Annotated in this window: 17 protein-coding genes; 12 read left to right on the top strand and 5 right to left on the bottom strand. The window is 71.3% G+C overall.

All coding sequences use genetic code 11. From position 1 onward, the window contains the following. Nucleotide 1 precedes the first annotated feature (1 nt). From AB0C22_RS11740 to AB0C22_RS11730, 3 genes are all read left to right on the top strand, one after another. Nucleotides 2-760 (top strand): MerR family transcriptional regulator, encoded by a 759-nt coding sequence (locus tag AB0C22_RS11740; RefSeq protein ID WP_219467530.1) that lies wholly within the window; start codon nt 2-4, stop codon nt 758-760. Nucleotides 761-822: 62 nt separating this feature from the next. Beyond that, nucleotides 823-1,107, top strand: coding sequence for an antibiotic biosynthesis monooxygenase family protein (locus AB0C22_RS11735; RefSeq protein WP_219467533.1), 285 nt, complete (start codon nt 823-825; stop codon nt 1,105-1,107). A 260-nt stretch (nt 1,108-1,367) separates the two neighbouring features. Further along, nucleotides 1,368-2,147 (top strand): hypothetical protein, encoded by a 780-nt coding sequence (locus AB0C22_RS11730; protein WP_219467536.1) that lies wholly within the window; start codon nt 1,368-1,370, stop codon nt 2,145-2,147. A 76-nt stretch (nt 2,148-2,223) separates the two neighbouring features. Here AB0C22_RS11730 and AB0C22_RS11725 read toward each other — a convergent pair whose 3' ends face one another. Further along, on the bottom strand, nt 2,224-3,780 hold the full coding sequence (locus AB0C22_RS11725; protein WP_219467539.1) for an SLC13 family permease: 1,557 nt from the start codon (nt 3,778-3,780) through the stop codon (nt 2,224-2,226). A 48-nt stretch (nt 3,781-3,828) separates the two neighbouring features. Beyond that, nucleotides 3,829-5,382: a gluconokinase gene (locus tag AB0C22_RS11720; protein WP_308291029.1), complete on the bottom strand. Its 1,554-nt coding sequence runs from the start codon at nt 5,380-5,382 to the stop codon at nt 3,829-3,831. A 239-nt stretch (nt 5,383-5,621) separates the two neighbouring features. Between AB0C22_RS11720 and AB0C22_RS11715 the strand changes: the two genes are divergently transcribed. Beyond that, nucleotides 5,622-6,713 (top strand): hypothetical protein, encoded by a 1,092-nt coding sequence (locus AB0C22_RS11715; protein ID WP_357534799.1) that lies wholly within the window; start codon nt 5,622-5,624, stop codon nt 6,711-6,713. An 89-nt stretch (nt 6,714-6,802) separates the two neighbouring features. Beyond that, nucleotides 6,803-7,189: a membrane protein insertion efficiency factor YidD gene (gene yidD / locus AB0C22_RS11710; protein WP_219467551.1), complete on the top strand. Its 387-nt coding sequence runs from the start codon at nt 6,803-6,805 to the stop codon at nt 7,187-7,189. 58 nt (nt 7,190-7,247) lie between these two features. Here yidD and AB0C22_RS11705 read toward each other — a convergent pair whose 3' ends face one another. Further along, on the bottom strand, nt 7,248-7,466 hold the full coding sequence (locus AB0C22_RS11705; RefSeq protein WP_255597905.1) for a hypothetical protein: 219 nt from the start codon (nt 7,464-7,466) through the stop codon (nt 7,248-7,250). Between the two features lie 145 nt (nt 7,467-7,611). On the opposite strand from AB0C22_RS11705, the gene AB0C22_RS11700 reads away from it, so the two are divergent. Both AB0C22_RS11700 and AB0C22_RS11695 read left to right on the top strand, forming a co-directional pair. Then, a complete protein-coding gene (locus AB0C22_RS11700) occupies nt 7,612-8,337 on the top strand; it encodes a TetR/AcrR family transcriptional regulator C-terminal domain-containing protein (protein WP_219467557.1) in 726 nt (241 codons plus the stop codon). A gap of 95 nt (nt 8,338-8,432) precedes the next feature. Continuing rightward, nucleotides 8,433-9,596, top strand: coding sequence for a phosphotransferase (locus tag AB0C22_RS11695; RefSeq protein ID WP_219467560.1), 1,164 nt, complete (start codon nt 8,433-8,435; stop codon nt 9,594-9,596). Between the two features lie 52 nt (nt 9,597-9,648). Here AB0C22_RS11695 and AB0C22_RS11690 read toward each other — a convergent pair whose 3' ends face one another. Continuing rightward, entirely contained in the window at nt 9,649-10,017 is a 369-nt protein-coding gene (locus tag AB0C22_RS11690; protein ID WP_219467563.1) for a VOC family protein, read from the bottom strand. A 159-nt stretch (nt 10,018-10,176) separates the two neighbouring features. Between AB0C22_RS11690 and AB0C22_RS11685 the strand changes: the two genes are divergently transcribed. The 3 genes from AB0C22_RS11685 (at nt 10,177) to AB0C22_RS11675 (ending at nt 15,241) form a co-directional block, all read left to right on the top strand. Further along, nucleotides 10,177-14,478 (top strand): AAA domain-containing protein, encoded by a 4,302-nt coding sequence (locus tag AB0C22_RS11685; RefSeq protein ID WP_357534796.1) that lies wholly within the window; start codon nt 10,177-10,179, stop codon nt 14,476-14,478. A 114-nt stretch (nt 14,479-14,592) separates the two neighbouring features. Continuing rightward, entirely contained in the window at nt 14,593-14,949 is a 357-nt protein-coding gene (locus AB0C22_RS11680; RefSeq protein WP_219467569.1) for a type II toxin-antitoxin system RelE/ParE family toxin, read from the top strand. Continuing rightward, entirely contained in the window at nt 14,942-15,241 is a 300-nt protein-coding gene (locus tag AB0C22_RS11675; RefSeq protein WP_219467572.1) for a helix-turn-helix transcriptional regulator, read from the top strand. The genes AB0C22_RS11680 and AB0C22_RS11675 overlap by 8 nt, the downstream gene beginning before the upstream one ends. Before the next feature lie 19 nt (nt 15,242-15,260). Here AB0C22_RS11675 and AB0C22_RS11670 read toward each other — a convergent pair whose 3' ends face one another. Next, nucleotides 15,261-18,329 (bottom strand): DUF3427 domain-containing protein, encoded by a 3,069-nt coding sequence (locus AB0C22_RS11670; protein WP_357534793.1) that lies wholly within the window; start codon nt 18,327-18,329, stop codon nt 15,261-15,263. Between the two features lie 186 nt (nt 18,330-18,515). On the opposite strand from AB0C22_RS11670, the gene AB0C22_RS11665 reads away from it, so the two are divergent. Beyond that, a complete protein-coding gene (locus AB0C22_RS11665; RefSeq protein WP_357534791.1) occupies nt 18,516-20,321 on the top strand; it encodes a DUF262 domain-containing protein in 1,806 nt (601 codons plus the stop codon). After that, nucleotides 20,318-21,337, top strand: a complete 1,020-nt coding sequence (locus tag AB0C22_RS11660; protein ID WP_357534789.1) for a CBS domain-containing protein — start codon at nt 20,318-20,320, stop codon at nt 21,335-21,337. The genes AB0C22_RS11665 and AB0C22_RS11660 overlap by 4 nt, the downstream gene beginning before the upstream one ends. Nucleotides 21,338-21,649: the final 312 nt, after the last annotated feature.

Raw genomic sequence — 21,649 nt, 5'->3', positions numbered from 1 at the left:
CATGGCGTACACGGTGGGTCAGGTGGCGAAGGCGGCCCGGGTGACGGTCCGGACGCTGCATCATTACGACGAGATCGGGTTGCTCTCGCCGAGCGGCCGGACGCCGGCCGGCTACCGCCGCTACGACGACGCGGACCTGGAGCGGTTGCAGCACGTCCGCTTCTACCGGGAGCTGGGGTTTCCGCTGGAGGAGATCGCGGCGATCCTCGACGACCCGACCGCCGACCCGGCGGCGCACCTGCGCCGGCAGCACGACCTGCTGACCGGGCGGATCGGGAAACTCCAGGAGATGGTCGCGGCGATCGAGATCGCGATGGAGGCGAGACGGATGGAACTCAAACTGACCCCGGAGGAACGGTTCGAGGTCTTCGGTGACGTCGACCCGGCGGAGCACGCCGAGGAGGCGCGGGAGCGCTGGGGCGACACCGAGGCGTACCGGGTGTCGACCCAGCGGGCGGCGAACTACTCGAAGGAGGACTGGCTGCGCCTCAAGGCGGCGCAGGAGGAGTGGGGCGGGCGGATCGTGGCGGCGCTGACCGGCGGGACGCCTGCCGACTCGGCGGAGGCGATGGCGCTGGCCGAGGAACACCGGCAGCTCATCGTCGGATGGTTCTACGACTGCTCGTACGAGGTGCACACCGGGCTGGCCGACATGTACCTGGCCGATCCCCGGTTCACCGCCTACTACGAGGCGATCGCACCGGGGCTGACGGAGTACCTGGCGGAGGCGATCCACGCCAACGCGATCAGCCGGGCCTGAACGGTGCCGCCTGCGGTGGGCGAGGATGGGGGTTCGTCCCGCTCACCCACCGGAGGTCGTCCGTGTTCATCGTCGCCGGAAGTCTCTACGTCGAACCCGCCGAGCGGGACACCTACCTGGCCTCCTGCGTGGAGGTGGTCCGGCAGGCCCGCTCGGCGCCCGGCTGCGTCGACTTCGCCATCGGCGCCGACCTGGTCGAGCCGGGCCGGATCAACGTCTACGAACGTTGGGAGTCCGACGACGAACTGCTGGCGTTCCGGGGGTCCGGCCCGGAGCAGGAGCAGATCGCGACGATCCGTGGCGCGGAGGTGCACCGCTACCGCATCTCCGCCGTCGAGGCCCCCTGACCGGCCCCCGGTCTGTCGTTTCTGCCGGGGCACACCCGGTTCCGGTGACCCCCGGTGCCCCGGCGGTGGTTGCGGCGTCCAGTCGCCGGACCGGTCGGAGGGTCCGGGTGTACACGGGTCGGACCCGTCGTCGCCCGGGCCGGACCGGTGCGGTCGGGGGTGGCCGGTCGGCGGCCGGGTGCCGGGCTAGGCTGGCGCGACCGCTCTGTCACCAGCGTCGATCGGCTCGGCCGGCGGGCGCGCCACCCGGGGAGACCGCCGTGAAGCACCCGAAGCTGGCCGTCGCCACGGCCGCCCTCGTCGCGCTGGTGACAGCGGCCGGCTGCACCTCGGACGACGGCGGCGCGGGACCGGCACCGACCACCGGCTCGGCCACGACCGGACCGGCCCCGACCGAGCCGGCCGCCGTGCTGGCCACCGCCGCGCAGCGGGTCGACCAGCAGTCCTACCGGCTGACCCTGGGCGACGGCGCGGGCGGTGGGGACACCACCAGCCTGGTCTGGGACCCAAAGGGCCGGCGTGGACTGGAGACGACGACGCTGGCCGTGGCGAACGGCAAGGTGGTCATCGAACGGCTCGCCACCGGCACCGACGTCTACGTGAAGGTGACCGCCCCGGACCGGCGGGTGCCGGTCTGGGACGGGCGTACCTGGTGGCACCTGGGCACCGCCGAGGCCGCTGCCGCGAAGCGGACCGGGCTGGACAACACCCGGCTGGCCAGCACCCTCGGCACGGCCACCGGGGTACGCGCCACCGGCGAACGGGCCTACGCCGGCACGCTGGACCTGCGGCGCAGCACCGAGGTGCTCGGCGACGGGGTGGGTGGGGTGCTCGGCGAGCGGGCCGCCACGGTGCCGTTCACCGCGACGGTGGACGCGCAGGGGCGGCTGGTCCGCTACCGGATCGAGCTGGCCAGCGAGCCGGGCAAGACCTCGGCGCTCGACCTGACGTACGCGGACTTCGGCCTGCCCGTGTCGGCGGAGAAGCCGGCGGCGGGCCTGATCGGCGAGGACCCGCCCAGCAACATCCCCGGCGCCTGACCCGCCCCGCAACGACCCCGGCGCCTGACCCGCATCGTCGCCGGGGTTTGACCCGCATAGTCGCCGGGTCGGGGTGTCACAGGAGCAGGTCGAGCAGGAGGACACCGGCGAAGCCGACCACCGAGATGATCGTCTCCAGCACCGACCAGCTCTTGATGGTCTGCCCCACGGTCAGCCCGAAGTACTCCTTGACCAGCCAGAAGCCGGCGTCGTTGACGTGCGAGAAGAACAGTGACCCGCAGCCCACGGCCAGCGCCAGCAGCGCCACCTCCGGTCGGTCCAGGGTGGCTGCCAGCGGGGCGACGATGCCGGCGGCGGTGATCGTGGCGACCGTCGCGGAGCCGGTGGCGACCCGGATGCCGACGGCGACCAACCAGCCCAGCAGCAGCGGGGAGAGGTTGGCGTCCTTGGCCGCGTCGGCGACCAGGTCGCCCACCCCGGCGTCCACCAGCACCTGCTTGAAGCCGCCACCGGCGGCGACGATCAGCAGGATGCCGGCGATCGGCGGCAGCGAGCCGCCGAGCACCGAGGAGACCTGGCTGCGGCTGAAGCCTGCCTGGTAGCCGAGGGTGAACATGGCGACGATCACCCCGGCCAGCAGCGCCACGATCGGGGTGCCGACGATGTCGAGGGCCTGTCGGGCGAAGGTCCCCTCGGTCAGGGCCAGCTCGCCGACGGCGCGCAGCAGCATCAGCACCACCGGCAGCAGCACGGTGAGCACCGCCGGCCAGAACCTCGGGGCACGCCGGGCGGTCTCGGTGCCGCTGTCGTCGACCGGGGCGCCCGGCCGGCCGGTGCCCGGGTTGACCAGGTCGTCGTCGGTGAGCAGGTCGTCGTCGCCGGCCGGTCCCCGCCCGGCGTCCCGGCCGGCCGACTTCCGGTCGGGGCGGGCGTCGGGGCTGCCGGGTCCGCGCCGGCCACCGCCGGAGGTGGCCGGTTGCCGGGTGGGCAGCAGCGCGGCCGGGGCGGTGGCCGGCACGTACCGGGCGATGAAGTTGCCGAACACCGGGCCGGCGACGATCACGGTGGGGATGGCGATGATCAGGCCCAGCCCGAGGGTGAGCCCCAGGTCGGCGTTGAGGGAGGAGATCGCCACCAGCGGGCCGGGGTGCGGCGGGACGAGGCCGTGCAGCACCGACAGGCCGGCCAGCGCCGGAATGCCGATCTTCATCAGCGGTACGTCGGTCCGCAGCGAGACCAGCAGCACGATCGGCACCAGCAGCACCACGCCGACCTCGAAGAACAGCGGCAGGCCGATCAGCGCGGCGACCCCGGCCATGGCCCAGGGCAGGGCGGTGCCGGAGACCCGCCCGACGACCCGGTTGACGATGCCGTCTGCCCCACCGGACTCGGCGAGCAGCCCACCGATCATCGCACCGAGCGCGATCAACAGCCCCACCCCGCCGACGGTGGAGCCGACCCCGGCGCTGAACGACTCGATCATCGTGTCGGGGGCCATGGTGGCGACCACGCCCAGCACCGCCGCGCCGAGGATCAGCGCCAGGAAGGGGTGCACCTTGCCCCAGGCGATGAGCAGCACCACTGCGGCGATGCCCAGCAGGGCGGCCACGACGAGCTGGGCGTCACCGGCGCTGGTGGCCGGTTCCGCCGGTGCGGCGAGGAGAGTGAGCACGGTAATCACGACCTTCGGACGGGGTCCGACCCGGTGCGGTGCGGACGGTCACATGGGTGCGGGGGTGGGCGGTGGCTCCGCCGGCAGGCTGGGGGCCAGCCGGCGCAGCGACGCGAAGGTGGGCACCAGCGCGTCGTACAGCTCGGAGTGCAGGGGGAGCAGGGCGGCGTAGGTGGCGGCGGAGGCCGGCTCGGGGCGTACCGTCTCGTCGATGCGGACCAGGTCGGCGGCGACGTCGATGGAGTCGATCAGGCCGAGCGCCTGCATGCCGAGCAGCGCCGCGCCGAAGCTGGAGCCCTCGTGGCCGGCGGGGAACCGCACCGGCATGCCGAGCGCGTCGGCGAGCATCTGCCGCCACAGTGGACTGCGGGCGAAGCCGCCGCTGGCCCGCACCTCGCGGACCTCGTTGCCGGCCGCCCGGACCGACGCCAGGACCAGGGCGAGCTGCTGGCACACCCCCTCCAACGCGGCCCGGACGAGATGCTCGCGGCGGTGCCCGTGGGTCAGCCCGACGTACGCCCCGCGCGGCAGCGCGCTCCAGTGCGGGGCCCGCTCGCTGAGCAGGTACGGCAGCATGATCAGCCCGCCGGAGCCGACCGGGGCGGTGGCGGCCAGCGCCAGCAGTTCCTCCTCACCGTGCTCGCCTAACTCGGGGGCGAGCGCGTCGCCGGCCCACTGGAGCACGATCCCGCCGTTGTTGATCGCCCCGCCGACGACCCACCGGTCCTCGGTGAGCGCATAGCAGAACACCCCGCCGAGCGGGTCGACGGCGGGACGTTCGACGGCCACCCGCATCGCCCCGGAGGTGCCGATGGAGCAGGCGACGACGCCGGGGCGTACCGCGCCGAGACCCAGGTTGGCCAGCGGGCCGTCACCCGCGCCGACCACGAGCGGGGTGTCGGCGGGCAGGCCGGTGGCGATGGCGGCGCGGGCGGTCAGCCCCGGCAGCACGGTGGTGGTGGGGACGAGCCGGGGGAGCTGCTCCTCGGTGATCTGGGCGATCCGCAGCGCCTGCGCGTCCCAGGTGAGTTGGTGGATGTCCATCAGGCCGGTGGCCGAGGCGACCGAGTGGTCGGTGACCAGCGTGTCGGTCAGCCGCAGCAGCACGTAGTCCTTGATGCCGACCCAGTGGGCGACCCGTGCGTGCAGCGTCGGCTCCTGCTCGGCGTACCAGAGGAGTTTCGGCAGCGGGGCCATCGGGTGCACGGGGGTGCCGGTGCGCCGGTGCAGGGCGAGCCCCCAGGGGGCGGCACGCAGCCGTTCGGCCTGACCGCTGGCCCGGGAGTCGGCCCAGGTCACCGACGGGGTGAGCGGTACGCCGTCCGGGTCGAGGCCGATCAGGCTGTGCATGGCGGTGCTGAACGACAGACCGGCGATGCCGGTGCCCAGCTCGGTGACGACGGTGCGGATGGTCTCCACCACCGCGTCGAAGATGAGCTGGGGGTCCTGCTCGGCATAGCCGGGGTGCGGCTCGTCGAGGGGGTAGCCGACGGAGTGGCTGGCGAGCTGGTGGCCGTCGGTGTCGTACCCGACGGTCTTGGTGCTGGTGGTGCCGATGTCGACGCCGAGCACCACGCGGCGGCGCTGGTCCGGGCCGGTCACGGGTCCCCCTTGGCGTCGGCGGTGCGGGCGGTGCGGCCCGGCTGCGGCTGACGTTACCCACGCCGGCAGCACCCCGCACGGCGTCGGACCGGAAGGTGAGGCATCGTGCGGTGCGCCGCCCGGCGGGAAATCCATCCCCCGATCGGGTGGTAAATCGGCAATGCCGGGTCCGTCGGGCTTGTTCCTGCCGTTGAGCCGGGTGAACACCGGTTGGTGGCTCGCACGGCGGAGGGATCGGCGTGGCGATGACTGATTCGACGGGTTCCACCTGGCGCTACACCTGGGCTCGCCAGCAGAACGAACGACGGCGGCGGGTCTTCCGCACCGCCGAGCGGGCCTGGCGTCGCCGTGACGACGAACTGCGTCGGCTGCGGGCCCTCGCCGTCGGCCTGCGGGGCAGCGCGGCGGCCGGGGGCGGCCTGCCGCTGGCGTTGAGCCCCGGTGAGTCGGTGCTCTGGACGACGCCCGGCGTGCAGCTGGTCGAGCTGCGGCACACCACCGTGCTGCCCGCCCCCGACCTGGTCGTCGAGGCGGATCCGGGGCGGCTGCGCCACCGGTTGCCCGACGGGGTCCGGGTCACCGACGCCGGCATCGCGGTGGTCACCAACCGTCGGTTGGTCCTGGTCGGCGGGCGCGGCCGGCGCGACTGGGCGTACGGCAAGATGACCGGGTTGCTGCACGACCCGGCGGCCCCGGTGAGCCTGGTCCAGGTCCTGGACCGGCGGCAGACCTCCGGTCTGCTGCTGCCGGCGGGTGTGGCGACCGAGTTCCGGTTCGTGCTGACCCTGGCCTTCGCCGACGCCATCGAGCAGCGGCCCGCCGTCCTCGCCCAGCTCGACGAGCTGATCGCCAGCCATGCCGAGGCCACGCCGTTCCGGCCGGAGATCGCCACTCCCGCGCAGGCCCGGATCAGCGCCCGGATCCCCGGTGGTCGGCGGACCGTCGCGGTGGCCGCCGCGCTGACCCTGGTGGTGCCGGCGGTGCTGGTCGAGTCGGACCCGCCGGCTTCCCCGGAGGTGGCGGCGGCGGCCACCGCCGCGCCCGGCCCCGTCCCGGCGCGGACCCGACCCTCGTCGCCGGCCCCGTCCCCGTCGGTGGTGCGGGAGCGACGCTGCGGGGCACCGGCGAACCCGATGGGGTACGACTACTGCGGCGGCGAGCGGGTGCGTAAGCCCGACCACCGGGTCTGCGACTGGTTCGACTGCGTGCCGCAGTTCTGGGCCGGGCGGGGTTACCTGGTGTCGTGCCGCGACGGCGCGGTCAGCCTGACCGGCGGCCAGCCGAAGCCCTGCGCCGGCCACGACGGGGTACGCCGCACCGTCCACCACTGATCCACCGGGGCTAGCGGTGTCAGGCCCGGGTCGCTACCGCTGCTTCGGCCCATCGGCCCCGACAGTGGGACTGGCGCGGCCGTCGCATCATGTACGGCGTGATCCATTTCAAGCGTAAGCAGCGCAAGAAGAAGCGCGACTGGTGCGATGCCGACTGCGACGGTTGCGACGGCTGCGACGGCCTGCCCTGCTGCGACTTCGGCCTGTTCTCCCTGCTGCTCACCCTCGGCGCGACCACGGCCCGGGTGAGCCGGGCACCGGTGGTCGACCGGGCGGGCCGGGCGGCGATCCTCGGTTACCGGCGGTGGTTGTCGCACCGCTGGCCGGGCCAGTGCCGCTACACCCCGACGTGCAGCGCCTACGGCCTGACCGCCGTCGAACGGCACGGCCTGGCCGTCGGCGGCCGGATGGCGGCGGACCGGCTGCGCCGCTGCCGGCCGGGCGTCCCGCGCGGCACCCATGACCCGGTCCGCTGACCGTCCGGTGGCCCCGCCGCCGACGGGCACCGGCTGCTGCTGACCAGCCTGGCCCGCCTCACGCCGTCACGTCGCGGTAGACCTCGACGTCGTAGATGAGCCGGACGGGTTCGCCGTTGGTGGTGCCCACGAAGACCGGTTCGCCGGCAGGGGTGCGCCCGCGCCGCCACACCTCGGCGCGGGCGGCATCCCGGGATTCGCGATGGACCTTCCCGGTCCGGTGCAGCTCCACCACCCGGCGGGCGGTCTGCCGGTCGCTGTCCAGCTGTATCCGCATCAGCGGCACGGGGTGCCACCGTCCTTCCTGGAATCGCCACTGCCCGCCGAGGGGTCCGGCGGGTCCGGCTCAGGCAGTTCCTCTAACGCTGAACATTTAACTTAACGGCGTTAACTCAACTGAGCACTGTACTAGGCTGCTGCGGGTGGACGCGACTGAATTGAGTGGGGCTTCCGCCGAGCGGCACGGCGGCCGGTCCGATGCCAGGGCCGGCGCGGTCTGGCTGCGCGCGGAGCCGACCCGCAACCGCCGGGCCACCCCGCTGACCCGGGAACGGATCGTGACGGCGGCCGTCGCCCTGCTCGACCGGCACGGCATCGACGGGCTGACGATGCGCCGGTTGGCGGAACACCTGACGGTCACCCCGACCGCCCTCTACTGGCACGTCACGACGAAGGAGGACGTCCTCGACCTGGCCGTCGACCACATCTTCGGCGAGGTGCCACTGCCGGCAGCCGGCTCCGACTGGCGGGACGACGTACACCTGCTGACCTCGGGGTGGCGGGCGGCCATGCTCCGCCACCCCTGGGCGCCCGGCCTGATCGGCCGGCCGATGCTCGGCCCGCACGTCCTCGCCCGCACGGAGTTCCTCCAGTCGGCGCTGGTCCGCGCCGGCTTCACCGGCCTCGACCTGGCCGTCGTCACCCGACTGGTGGCCAACTACGTGATCGGCGCCGCGCTGACCGAAGCCACCTGGCACCAGACCGGCGACCCGGAGGTACGTGCCGAGGCCCGCCGGCACCTCGTGGCGAACGCCGCCAGCTACCCCACCCTCACCGCCTCCGGGCACCTCGACGATCGACAGTGGAGCGACGACGACCTCTTCCGCCGGGGCCTCGACGTCATCCTCGCCACCCGACCGGGAAGCTGACCGCAGCATCCCGGTCGTCGGACGGACCACCGGCGGCATACGGACCGGCGGTATTCCGCTCGCCTGTCGCGTGGACCGCCGCTACCGTCCGGGGCATGTCCCGCACCATCCGACTCGTCCTGGTCGACCCCGCCGGCCGCCTCCTCGGCGCACTGCCCGACTTCGACGTGCCGGTGCCCTGGTGGCATGACACGACGGCGGTCGTCGCGGGGGCCCGCGCCGCGTACGGCGTCGAGGTGACGGTGCTGCGGCTGCTCGCCGGGCAGCGCGGGCGGCCACCCGGGGGCCACGTCAGTTACCTGGCCGAGGTGGCCGGCCCGGTGCGCGTACCGCTGCTGCCGGCGGAGGCGGTGCAGCCGGCGGCGCATCCGCTGCGCGCGCCCTACGCGCAGCCGGGCGGGCCGGCGGCGAGCCTGGCCTGGGCCGCCGCGCAGCTCGACCGGCTGGGTCGGCCGGCGACCGTGTCGGCCCAGGAGCGCACCTGGAACCTGTCGGCGGTATGGCGACTCGACGGGCCGCACGGCACCGCCTGGCTCAAACAGGTGCCGGTGTTCTTCCGGCACGAGGCGGCGGTGCTGCGGCTGCTCGCCGGCGACCCGGCCACCCCGACGCTGCTCGCCGCCGACGACGAGGGGCGGATGCTGCTCGACCACGTGCCGGGGGAGGACCGCTACGGCGCCGACCCCGCCGAACGCGCCGCGATCGCCGTCGACCATCACGCCCTCCAGGTGCGCACGGTGCCCACCGTCGACGGACTCGTCGCCGCCGGCGTGCCGGACCTGCGTGGTGCCGCCCTGGCCCGGTGGCTGCGCGCGAAGCTCGCCCCGCACCCCGCCGCCGACCCGCTCGTCGCCGGGCTGCAGGGGCGGCTCGACGAGGTGGCCCGGTGCGGGCTGCCCGACACCCTCGTGCACGGTGACCTGCACCCCGGCAACGTCCGCGCCGACGGGTCGCGGTACACCATCATCGACTGGGGCGACGCGTTCGTCGGTCACCCCGCCTTCGACATCCTGCGGCTGACCGAGCAGCTGCCCGCCGGGCCGGCCGCCGCCCTGGTGGCCGACTGGTGCGCACGCTGGCGGGCCGACGTGCCCGGCTGCCGGCCGGAACGGGCGGTGGCGCTGCTGCGGCCGGTGGCCTGGCTGCGAATGGCGGCGGTGTACGCGATGTTCCTCGCCGGCATCGAGCCGAGCGAGCGGATCTATCACGACCGGGACGTGCCGGAGAACCTGGCGCTGGCGGCGGCCGAGCCGGGCTGACCGCCAGCGCGTCGGGCCCGGTAGTCGTGGGTCGGAGGTCGGAGGTGGACCGTCACTCCGGCCGGTGGCAGACCGCCTCGACGTTGTTGCCGTCCGGGTCGCGGACGAACGCGCCGAAGTAGGTCGGGTGGTATTCCGGCCAGACCTTCGGGGCGTGCAGCACCTCGGCGCCGGCCGCCACCGCCGCGTCGTGGAACGCCCGGACGGCGGCCCGGTCGGCGGCGGCGAAGGCGATGTGCGCCTCGTGGGCCGGGCCGGACGTCGTGGTCGGACTGAGCCAGAAGTCGGGCCGCTCGACGCCGTAGCCGACCACGTCGCCGTACTCCAACAGCCGGCGGGCGCCCAGCGGGGCGAGGACGGCGTCGTAGAAGGCGAGGCTGGCGGGGATGTCGCGGGCCTGGATGCCCAGGTGGTCGAGCACGATGGTCTCCCTCGGGTGTGGTTGCCGGCCCAGGCTAGAACGGACCTCCGACAACGGACCACCGACACGGTCGCGGTCAGGAATGCCGACCGGAGGTCCCGTCCGGGAGGAATTCGCCGGTAGGGTGCCGGGGACCGCCACAGCCAGCAAAGGTGCCGCATGCTCCCCCGCGCCACGTCCGACACTGAACCGCCCGCGCTGATCCTGGAGCGCACCACCGCGCTGGTCGACTACCTGATGGCGGTCCGCGCCCAGCTGGAGAAACCGGTCCGGACGGTGCCCACGGCGGACGCGCTCTGGCAGCACGACCTGCCCGAGCACCCCGACTGCCAGGTGGGCGTCTCGGCCGACGGGGTGAGCTGGCTCCAGGTCGGCCTGCCGGCGGCACCCCGGCGACTGAAGACCCCCGTCGAGTTCGTCGCGCACCTCGCCGACACCCCGCCCTACCCGGCCGAGCCGAGGTTGACCGGCGACGAGGAGACCCTCGCATGGCTGCGACCCCGCTTCGAGCAGTGGCGGGAGCAGGACTGGCGGCCCTGGGCCGAGCAGGCCGCCCGCACCGACCGGGTACGCCAACTGCACCGCGCCCTGTTCGACCTGATGCACCGGGTCGACATGACCGCCGCCAGTCACGAACTCGTCTGGGGCCACGGCGTCATCCGCGTCGACGTCGCCGGCCACCCGGTGCGGTACCCGCTGGTGGTGACCCCGGTCGCCGTCGAGTTCGACGCGGACCGGTCGGTCGTGCGGGTCGTACCGCAGGGGCCGGCCAGGTTGCAGACCGACCCGCTGACCGGCCTCGACGAGCGTTACCTGCGGCAGCTGCTGGCCCTGGCCGGCGTCGGCGGGCAACTCGACCTCGACGTCTGGGCGGACCTCGACCGGCGGGAGTTCTTCGAGCGGGCGCTGCGCCGCCTCGGCCACGACCCGGTGCTGCGCGACGCCGACGCCCCCGCCCCCACCGGCGCGTACGTGCACGACACCGGGGTGCTGTTCGTCCGGCCCCGGCAGCGGATGCTGCGCCGCTTCCTGGAGGAGCTGCGGACCCGGCTGCTGGGCGGCGACACCACCGGCATCGGCGCGCTGGCCGCCATCCTCGCCCACGAGCCGAGCCGGCTGGAGATGCCGCAGGACCAGCCGCAACGGTGGCAGCCGCTGGGGGAGCGGCTGCTCATGCCGCTGCCCACCAACGAGGCGCAGGAGTCCATCGCCCGCCGGCTGGCCCAGCACCGCAACGTCGCCGTGCAGGGGCCGCCCGGCACCGGCAAGACGCACACCATCCGCAACCTGATCTGCCACCTGATGGCACACGGCAAGCGGGTGCTGGTCGTCGCGCAGAAGGAGGACCCGCTGCGGGTGCTGCGCGACGGCCTGCCGGCCGAGATCCAACCGCTCTGCCTGGCGGTGCTCGGCCGCTCCGCCGACCAGCTGGTGCAGCTCCAACTCGCCGCCCGGGAACTCTCCGACCGGGGCGCCACCCTGGACCGTCGCGCCGAGCAGCAGCGGGTCGACCGGCTGCGCCGGCAACTGGAGGAGGCCGAGCGGGACCTCGGGCTCGCCCTGGCCGGTCTGCGCGCGTTGGCCGAACACGAGTCCGCCCGCTACGAGATCGACGGCATCCGGCTGTCCCCCGGCGACGTCGGGGTGTGGCTGCGCGAACGGGCCGACCGGTACGGCGACATCCCCGACCCCCTCGCCCCCGACCTGGACGCCCCGCTGACCGGCGAGGAGTTCAGCGAACTGCTCGACATCGCCCGGCGTACCCGGCGACCCGACCGGGCGCAGGCGCTGCGTCAGCTGCCGACGGCGGCCGACCTGCCGGCCGCCGAGGCGATCCGGGGCGACCGCCACGAGCTGGCTGCGACCCGACGCGAACTGGACCGGCTCGCCGACGCCGGGATGCTGGTCGCCGAGGTGCGCGCCGTCGGGCAGCCCGCCATGGAGCAGCTCGGCGGTCAACTGCGGGAGGCGCTGACCCTGCTCACCGAGCGGGAGGGGGCGTGGACCGACCGGCTCGGCACCCTGCTGCAGGCCGACGCCAACTGGCGCATCCGGTGGGAGGACCACGTCGCCGCCAGCCAGCAGGCGCTCGCCGACCTGGCCACTGCCGCCCGGGTCATCGCCGGGCACGAGGTCACCGTCGCCGAGGCCCACCTGACCGAGCCGCGCCGGCTGCTGGCCCTGCTCGACGAGCTGCGGCAGCGGTTCGCCACCGGCAAGGGCGTCAGCAGGCTCTTCCAGGGCACCCTGGCCCGGATCGCCACCGAATGCCGGATCGACGGCGAGATGCTGCGCAGCGCCGACGACGTCGACATCGTCGTCGCGTACGTCACCCGGCGTCGGCTGCGGCAGGCGCTGGCCACCCGGTGGGCGGAGTGGCGGGCGTCGCTCGGGCTGCCCGCCGAGGTCGGCGACGAGCCGGAATACTGGACCGGCCAGCTGCTCACCGCCGCCGCCACCGCGCTGGACTGGGACCGGCGGCGCTGGCCGGCCCTGCTGGGCACCGTCCGCCGGGTGCTGCCGCGCACCGAGCACACCATCGACGTACGCCGGCTGACCGCGCTGATCACCCTGCTCGGCCGGGCCACCGCGGTGTTCGCCCACGACGAGCTGGTGGCCGAGGAACACCGACTCGACGCGTTGCTGCAACACGGCATGTCCGGCGTCGACGCCAGCGACCTGTGGCGGCTGCTCGACCACAGCTTCCAGGGCGACGTCGACGGCTGGGACGCCCTGCTCGACGAGGTGCGCCGGCTCGCCGCCCTGCGCCCCGAGGCGCAACGCCTCGCCCAGCTCACCGACCGGCTGCGACCCGTCGCCCCCGACTGGGCCGCCCAGCTCGAGGACGGCACCGCCGTCGCCCTGCACGGCACCGGCGCGGACTGCCTCGACCGGTGGCGGTGGCGGCGCGCGCAGACCTGGTTCGACCAGGTCGTCGGCAGCGTAGACCCGGTGGCCCTGGGCCGGCGCGTGGACCGCACCCGGGAACGCATCCGGCAGCTCACCAGGGAACTGGTCGTGGCCTCCTCCTGGTTGGAGGTGTCGTTGGCGTTGGACGACCGGCGGCGGGCCGCCCTCGCCGACTGGACCACCGCGCTGCGCAAGATCGGCAAGGGGACCGGGAAGAACGCCGCCCAGTGGCAGGCCCACGCCCAGAAGGCGATGACCGCCGCCGTGGACGCCGTGCCGGTGTGGGTGATGTCCGTCGACCGGGCCATCGAACAGTTCGCCGGGGGCGCGCGCTTCGACGTCGTCATCGTCGACGAGGCGTCCCAGGCCGACCTGTTCGCGCTGCCGATCCTCAGCCTGGCCGAACGGGCCGTCGTGGTCGGCGACGACCAGCAGATCGGGCCGCAGCTCTCCTTCGTCGGCAGCGTCACCGGCCTGATCAACTCACACCTGGTCAACGTGCCGTCGGCCGAGCACTTCGACCCGGAGAGCAGCCTCTACGACCACGCCGTCCGCCGCTCACCCGAGCGGATCCTGCTCACCGAGCACTTCCGGTCCGTGCCGGCGATCATCGGGTTCTCCAGCGACACCTACTACGGCGGCGAGATCGAACCGCTGCGCACCGACCGGCCCGCCGGCATCGGCGACCCGGTCGTCGCCGTGCACGTGCCCGAGGGCGTCCGCCAGGACCTGCCCACGTACGGCAACGTCAACGTCGCCGAGGCCGAGGCCCTCGTCGCGCGGGTCGCCACGATCGTCGCCGACCCGGCGTACGCGGGCCGCAGCATCGGCGTGGTCAGCCTGCTCAGCACCAGCGGGCAGGCCCTCTACCTGCTGGCCCGGCTGCGGGAGGAGATCGGCGAGGAGGAGATGGAACGCCGCCGGCTGCGTGTCGGCGACCCGTACACCTTCCAGGGCGACGAACGCGACGTGGTGCTGGTGTCGACGGTGGTCTCCCCGCACCACGGGCCGGTCGCCGCGTTCACCAAACGCGACCACCACCGGCGGGTCAACGTCGCCGCCTCCCGGGCCCGCGACCAGCTCTGGGTGTTCCACTCCGTGCAACCCGACGACCTGCGCCCCGACGACGCCCGGGGTCTGCTGCTGCGCTACTGCCAGAACGTCACCACCGCCGAGGAGGCGTACGACAACCTGGAGCAGCGCTGCGACAGCGACTTCGAACGCGAGGTGCTGCGGCGCATGCTGCGCCGGGGGCTGCGGCCGTTGCCGCAGTTCCGGGTCGGCTCGTACCGGATCGACTTCGTGCTGCCCGCCCCGGACGGGCGGCGGCTGGCGATCGAGTGCGACGGGGACGCCTATCACGGGCCGGAGCAGTGGGAGAGCGACATGCGCCGGCAGGCGGTGCTGGAACGGGTCGGCAACTGCGTCTTCGTACGCATCCGGGGGAGCGTGTTCAGCCGGGACCCGGACGCGGCGTTGGTGCCGCTGTGGCAGCGGATCGAGGAGTTGGGCATCGGGGGGAGCCGGGTGGCGGAGACGTCCTCCTGCTGAACGACCGCTTCCGGCTGACGCCTCTCCCCGCACTCGCCGCCAAGCCGGGAAACTGACGCGACACGTGATCGTCGCCAAGGGTGTCTGATTACCTGGGGCTATAGCATCAACGCTATGGCCTGGGGTAGCGTGGAGCTGGAGCCAGAAGTCCGAGACTGGCTGGAGGAACTGCCGAGCACAGACTTCGCCCGAGTGGCGTTCTATATTGATCTTCTTGCCAGTCGAGGTGTCCTCCTCGGCGAACCTCATACCAGGCAACTGGACGGCAAACTCAGAGAATTGCGCTTCTACCTGGAGCGCAGCGCGGTACGCCTGACGTACTGGATAGCTGGCGAGCGGAGGATCATCCTGCTGACGGTGTTCCGGAAGACGCGGATGCGGGAGGACCGGGAGATCCAGCGGGCTCGCCGGGCGCTTGAGCAGTGCATGACGGAGCGGCACATCGTGACGAGGGGGCAGAACGATGAGTGATCGCGTCGACTGGAACGACCTGCGTGACCGCCGGCTGGCCGAACCTGGAGCGGCTGAGGCGTACGACGCGACCAGGATCGCCTTCGAACTGGGCCAGGAGGTTCGCCACCTGCGCGAGCGCAGTGGCTGGAGCCAGAGTCGGCTGGCGCGAGCTGCCGGAATGACGCAGTCCGCCGTGGCGCGGTTCGAGGCTGGCGGGACGATACCCACCCTGCCCGTCCTGGAACGACTGGCCGGCGCCCTCGACATGCGGCTCGACATCAGGTTCACGCCGAACGCCGATGCGGCCTGAGGATCCCATGGGGACGACCTCAGGCGGCGATGGTGCGGGCCGCCGCGTACAGGTCGGCGGGTAGCGGGGTCGCCAACTCCCACATGATCCGCATCGGCCGTTCGCCGCTGTGGTGCTGGTAGGTCATCGGCCCGGCGTACAGGTAGGCCGGAGCGCCGAGGTCCCGGTCCGGCACCCGGGTCTCCCGGACGAACAGGTGCACGGTCGAACCCCGGGCCGCGTGGTGGATGTACCGCTGCCCGGTGGGGGACAACTCCGAGGTGGTGCTCTGCGACTCCCACTGGAACAGCCGCTCGGTGACGGCCCGGTCGGCGTACATGGTGGTGGGGGAGTAGTGCTGCTCCGACTTGACCAGGGTGACGAAGAACAGGTCCGCCTGCTCGGCCTCCAGCCATTTCACCCCTTCCCGTAGCGACCCGGGGTTGGTCATGCCGAACGCCGCGCACGCCTCGTTGCGGCTGTACCGGGCGTGCACCCGCAGTACGCCGACGGGCGCGGTGACCCGGTGGATGCGCTCCCGCAGCACCTCGGCGACCTGGCGTAGTTCGGCGCAGCGGGCCGGTTCCGCCCACAGCCGTTCGAGGCGTTCCTCCCGGGCGGCCAACAGCGCCTGCGGCCCCCACAGGTCGAAGTGCACCATGTTCCACAGCCGTCCGGCCGGCGGCGGGTCACCGGCGGCGACCCGCGCCAGCAGGTCGAGCCGGTCGACGTCGTCGAGGTGCAGCATCCGGCCGATGGCCCGGCCCAATTCGCGGTCGGCCGGGCCGGGGGCCGAGGGGTCCAGGCCGGCGAGCCGACGCAGCCCGGTCCACCCGCCGACAGAGGCCGATCGGTAGACGTCCTCCACCTCCAGGCCGGTCTCCCGCAGGAACTCTGCGAGGCTCACGTCGCCGAGTTGCCGCAGTTCGGCCACCAGGCCCTTCTTTGACGTGGGCAACGCGGTGCGCAGGTTGTCGAGCACGATGTCCTTGGCGACCCGGTCGAGCCGCACGTGGCAGCCGCTGGGCAGCGACGGGAAGTCCTGCTCGACGGCGGCTCTGACGGCCCGCCGGCTGATCCCGGTCAGCGCCCGCCAGCGCAGGTCGAACCGGAAGTTGGCGTGCTGCCCGCCGATGAAGTCGAGCACCGTCAGGCACGGCTTGTCGTCGTCGAGGCGCAGCCCACGGCCGAGCTGTTGCAGGAAGATGGTGGCGCTTTCGGTGGGCCGCAGCATCAGGATCGTGTCGACCATCGGCAGGTCGACACCCTCGTTGAACAGGTCGACCGTGAACAGCACCCGCAGCTTCCCGGCCTTGAACTCCCGCAGCAGCCGGTCGCGCTCCGCGCGGTCCGCCCGCGAGGTCACCGTCGCCGACGGTACGCCGTGCCGGGTGAACCAGTCGGCCATGAACTCGGCGTGCCCGATGCCCACGCAGAACCCGAGCGCCCGCATCCGGCCGGTGTCCACGGTGTCCCGCACGGCCTTCAGGATGATCCGCGCCCGCGCGTCGTCACCGGTGTAGACGCCGTCGAGATCAGCCAGGTCGTACCCCTGGCCGCGCCGCCACCGCAGGTGCGACAGGTCCGTGTCGTCGTGTACCCCGAAGTATTGGAACGGTGCGAGCAGTTGCCGCTCCAACGCCTCCCACAGGTGCAGCTCCACGGCCGCGCGCCCGTCGAACCACCGCCGCACGTCGCCGCCGTCCGCGCGGTCGGGCGTCGCCGTCAGTCCCAGCAGTACGCGCGGCGCGAGCCGCTCCAACAACCGGGCGTACGTCGGCGCTTCCGCGTGATGGAACTCGTCGACGATCACCATGTCGTACGCCTGCGGGTCGATCTCCCGCCGGTGCAGCGACTGGATGGAGGCGAAGACGTGCGTCCAGTGCGTCGGCACCTGCCCGCCCACCAGGGTTTCGCCGAAGCTGCCGTCGCCCATGACCTGGCGGAACGTCGACAGGCTCTGCCGCAGGATCTGCTCCTGGTGGGCGACGAACAGCAGCGAGTCGACGGTCTTGTTTCGGTGCAGCCGCCGGTAGTCCAGCGCGGCGACGACCGTCTTGCCGGTGCCGGTCGCCATCACCACCAGGTTGCGGTGCCGGCCGTGCACCTGCCGCTCGGCGTCCAGGTCCGCCAGGATCTCCGCCTGGTACGGGTACGGGCGTACGTCCAGGTTGGCGATCTGCGTCGGCGAGTCCTCGCGCCGTTCCCCGCGCAGCGCGCGGCGCAGCCGTTCGGCGTCCCGCCCGGTGTCGTAGGTCTCGAACGCCGGGTCGTTCCAGTAGTCCTCGAAGGTGGCGGTGAAGGTGTCGATGACGTGCGGCTGCTCGACGTTCGAGATCCGGACGTTCCACTCCACCCCGTCGACCAGCGCGGCCTTCGACAGGTTGCTCGACCCGACGTACGCGGTGGTCAGCCCGTGGTGGCGGCGGAACAGCCACGCCTTGGCGTGCAGTCGGGTGGTCCTGGTCTCGTAGGAGACCTTGATGTCGGCCCCCAACTCGGCGAGCCGGTCGAGGGCGCGTTGGTCGGTCGCGCCCAGGTAGGTGGTGGTGATGACGCGTAGCTTGCCGCCGCGTTGGATCAGCTCGCGGAGGGCGGGTTCGACGATGCGCAGCCCGTGCCACTTGATGAACGCGCAGAGCAGGTCGACCCGCTCCGCCGACGCCATCTCGTGAGTGACCTCGTGGCCGATGCGGGGCTGGTGCCTGCCGTTGACCAGCAGCGCGCCGGTAGAGAGCGGGGTGGTGGGGCGCTGCGGGAAGGTCGGCTGTGCCGGGGGTGTGGGTGGGGCGGCGATGGCGTGCAGCAGGTTGCGGGCGTCGGCGATCTGGTCGTGCTGGTCGGTCGCGGCGGGGCTGAGGGTGGCGATGGCCTCGGCGATGCGGTTGGTCAGGTCGACCTGGTGGCGGAGCTTGTCCTCGCCGTTGGGGACGGCTTGCAGGGCCCGGCTGATCAGAGTGGCGAGGTGCCGGGTGAGGGGGTGGTGGGCGTCGGCGGGATCCAGGGGGTGGTGCTGGACATTGGCCGGATCCAGGGGTTGGAGACAGGCGGCGACATGGCGGGTGACCAGGTGTTCGTAGAGCCCCATCGCAAGCCCGTCGTCGTCCATGAGGGTGCAGATTAGCGTGTGTCAGCTCTGCCGACTTCCGCCGGCTGCACGGTGCCCTGGGTGTCCGCCGTGTGCCGCAGTCGATTGCCCCAGGAGATTATCCGTTGAGACGACCTTGACCATCAGAGTGGCGATCGATAATCTGACCGGTTCGCCCTCACGATAGGTTCCCAGGGAGATCCCTCAATGGCACTCGACAGTCCGAAGCTTTACGACCTCTTGAAAGACATCAAGTCGGGGATATTGCAGTTGCCAGACTTCCAACGCGAGTGGAAGTGGGATGACCAGCGCATCCGGGAGTTGATCGCAACGGTAACCCTCGACTATCCGCTCGGCGTTGTGATGACGCTCGAGACGGGTGGTAAGAAGCCCTTTCGTCCTCGTACCCTGACCGGTGCGGAGGCCGGTCGGGCGGTTGTGCCTGACCTACTGCTATTGGACGGTCAGCAACGGCTCACCTCCCTGTTCCAGGCCCTGCACCTTGACCAGCCGGTGCGGACCGTCGATGATCGCAACAAGGACCTTGAGCGTTGGTATTACGTGGACATGGAGCGGGCTGTCGGTTCGTCCACCGACCGGGACGAGGCCATCGTTTCTGTACCGAAGGACCGTGTCCTCCGTTCGAACTTCGCTCGCACGATCAACCTCGATCTCAGTAGTCGGTCGAAAGAGTGCGGCGCGAGGCACTTTCCACTGAGCGATGTTTTCAACAGCGACAAGGTCACCGCATGGCAGCGTGAATTCGTCAAGCTCGACGATGCGAACTGGGAATTGTGGGCCAAGTTCGACCAACTGATTCTCCACAACATCAAGTCGTTCCAGATTCCCATGATCAAGCTTGCGGCCTCCACCACCAAGGATGCCGTCTGCTCGGTGTTCGAGCGCGTCAACACCGGCGGCGTTCCGTTGAACGTGTTCGAACTGCTGACCGCCACCTATGCAGGCGACAGTCAGTACGAGCAGAACCACGGCGACTACTACCGGTTGCCTGACGTGTGGCAGGACATCAAGCGGACCCTGGCCACCGCATACCCGGTCTTGGGGCGCCTGGAGCAGGGGGTCGACGATGGCTTGAGCACCAGTGAATTTCTGCAAGCCGTCACCCTGGTCAACACATGGGAACGCAAGAGGACCAAGCCGAACATGGCTGTTTCCTGCAAACGACGTGATCTCCTGAACCTGCCGCTGGACGACTTCATTCGGCTTGCGCCCAGGGTGGCGAGTGCCTTCGGCTGGGTCGGGGGGTTCCTCAACGAGCAGTTCATCGTGCGACAGGCCGACCTTCCCTACCGAACCCAGCTCGTGCCCTTGGCGGCGGTGCGAGCGATCCTCGGTGACCAGGCCGATGAGGTCGGCACCCGGGAACTGCTCACCCGCTGGTACTGGTGTGGGGTACTGGGTGAAATGTACGGTGGTGCGACTGAGAGTCGCTTCACCCGTGATGTCGAACAACTCGTTGCCGCAGCGAAGGGTCAGTTGCTGAGCGCGCCCGACACCATCGCGGAAGCGGCCTTCCTGGCCGACCGTTTGGATACCCTGACCACCCGTAACAGCGCCGCCTACAAGGGCATTTTTGCGCTGCTCGTCAAGCAGGGTGCCGTCGACTGGTACCACAGCGAATCTCCTTTCACCCCGGGGTCGATCCTGCAGCATGCTGTCGACATTCGTCATGTTTTCCCGAAGCAGTGGTTGGCCCGGCATGTCCCCGGTGACGGGCGGGGCAATTCGATCGTGAACAAGACCCCTTTGTCCTACCGGGCGAGCAAGAGTCTGACGGGTTCGCCATCGGCCTACCTGCAGGTGCTTGCCAGGGAAACCGGCACGCGGCCCGAATGGTTCGACGACGTCGTCGCCACTCACGTGATCAATCCGGATTTCCTGCGTGAGGACGACTTCGACAAGTTCTACGACGACCGCTCGGCTAGATTGGTTGAACTGGTCAATGAGGCCATGGGTAAGCGCACGGTCTTCCGCAACGAGGTGGACCGGTGAGTCCGTCTCTTCCAAGCCGTCAGGAACTGCTCGACCTCAAGGGGAAGACCATACGGGTTCCTGCCCTCCTGGAAATGTTCGGTGAACGTGTCCGTAATTATCAGACCGTTCCCCTGATCCAGGATGCGTTGCATGGGGTGGGCCTCGACACTCATCCCTCCTTCACGACCTGCGGGCTCAAGACCGACATGCTGATCCTCCCTCAGGCAGCGGTGCCGTTCGTCGAGGAGGAAGTCGAAGAGGAGGTGCAGACAGGCACGTTGCCCCAGCAGCCACTTCGGATCGGCGACGTGCCCTCGGCCCGTGCGGGAATCGACTCGGTCACGTCCAAGTCGTCGCTGCGTTCCGCCACGTATACGATGCGCGTGAAGAACTATTCGCAGCTACCGGTGATCGACGGGCTTGCCGATCTCAAGGGTGTCGTGACCTGGGACTCCATCACTGCGCGGTACGAGATCGGCGAGACTAATCCCACGCTTGCGAAGTCCATGGTCCGTGATGCGATCCCCGTGGCGGAGGTTCACCAGGAACTCTTCACCCGCCTGCCCGAGATTCGGCGTCACGGATACTTGCTGGTGCGGGAGAACAGTGGCGTCTTCGTGGGGATAATAACCGGCTCTGATATCGCCAAGCGGTTCCACAATATTGCATTGCCATTCTTTCTGGTCGGTGAGATCGAGTTCCGTCTCCGGAGATGCCTGGGGCCCAAGCTCGCTGGCGATTCGGTCAAGAAGTTGAAGGGGGAAAATCACTCAGGCGACTTCTCCAAGCTGATGTTCGGCGAGTATGTCAGGCTGCTGGACTGCGAGCAGAGGGACGCGAAGCAGCGCCTCAATGCGGTGGAGAACTGGAAGCTGCTGGGCTGGGGTGGAGTGGACAGATCCCAGTTCGTGGCTCAACTGGACAGGGTGAGAGTCATACGTAACCAGATTGCTCACTTTGACGAGAAGGCGCTCAGTGACCAACAGATCGACGAACTGAAGGAGTTCTCGGGTCTGCTCAAGCAGTTACTCTGAGGAATCTGACCCCGGCCGTGCGGCAGCCGTGTCACGGCTGCCGTCGGGTGTCGGGGCCTGGCTTGCCGCTGGCCACGATGTCGCTCCTCGTGGCCAGCGGCCACCCGGTAAGGCGACGGCCCTGCCCGGATGGGTCGCTATCGTACCGAGGATCGCTGCGAAACGACGCCGTGTCTCCACCCAGATTCGGCTGCTGTGTCCCGTCGCGGGGGCCGCACTATTACGCCTGACGCCCTGGTTGGACATCGGCGGGCGAACGGCCTCGCGAGGACCGCACAAACGTCTTCCTGACATTCCGGCCCTACATTTCCC

This window comes from Micromonospora sp. NPDC048894 (assembly GCF_040649765.1).
GTDB lineage: Bacteria > Actinomycetota > Actinomycetes > Mycobacteriales > Micromonosporaceae > Micromonospora > Micromonospora antibiotica.
The sequence above is the reverse complement of the archived record's forward strand: the minus strand, read 5'-3'. Positions and strand labels throughout refer to the sequence as shown.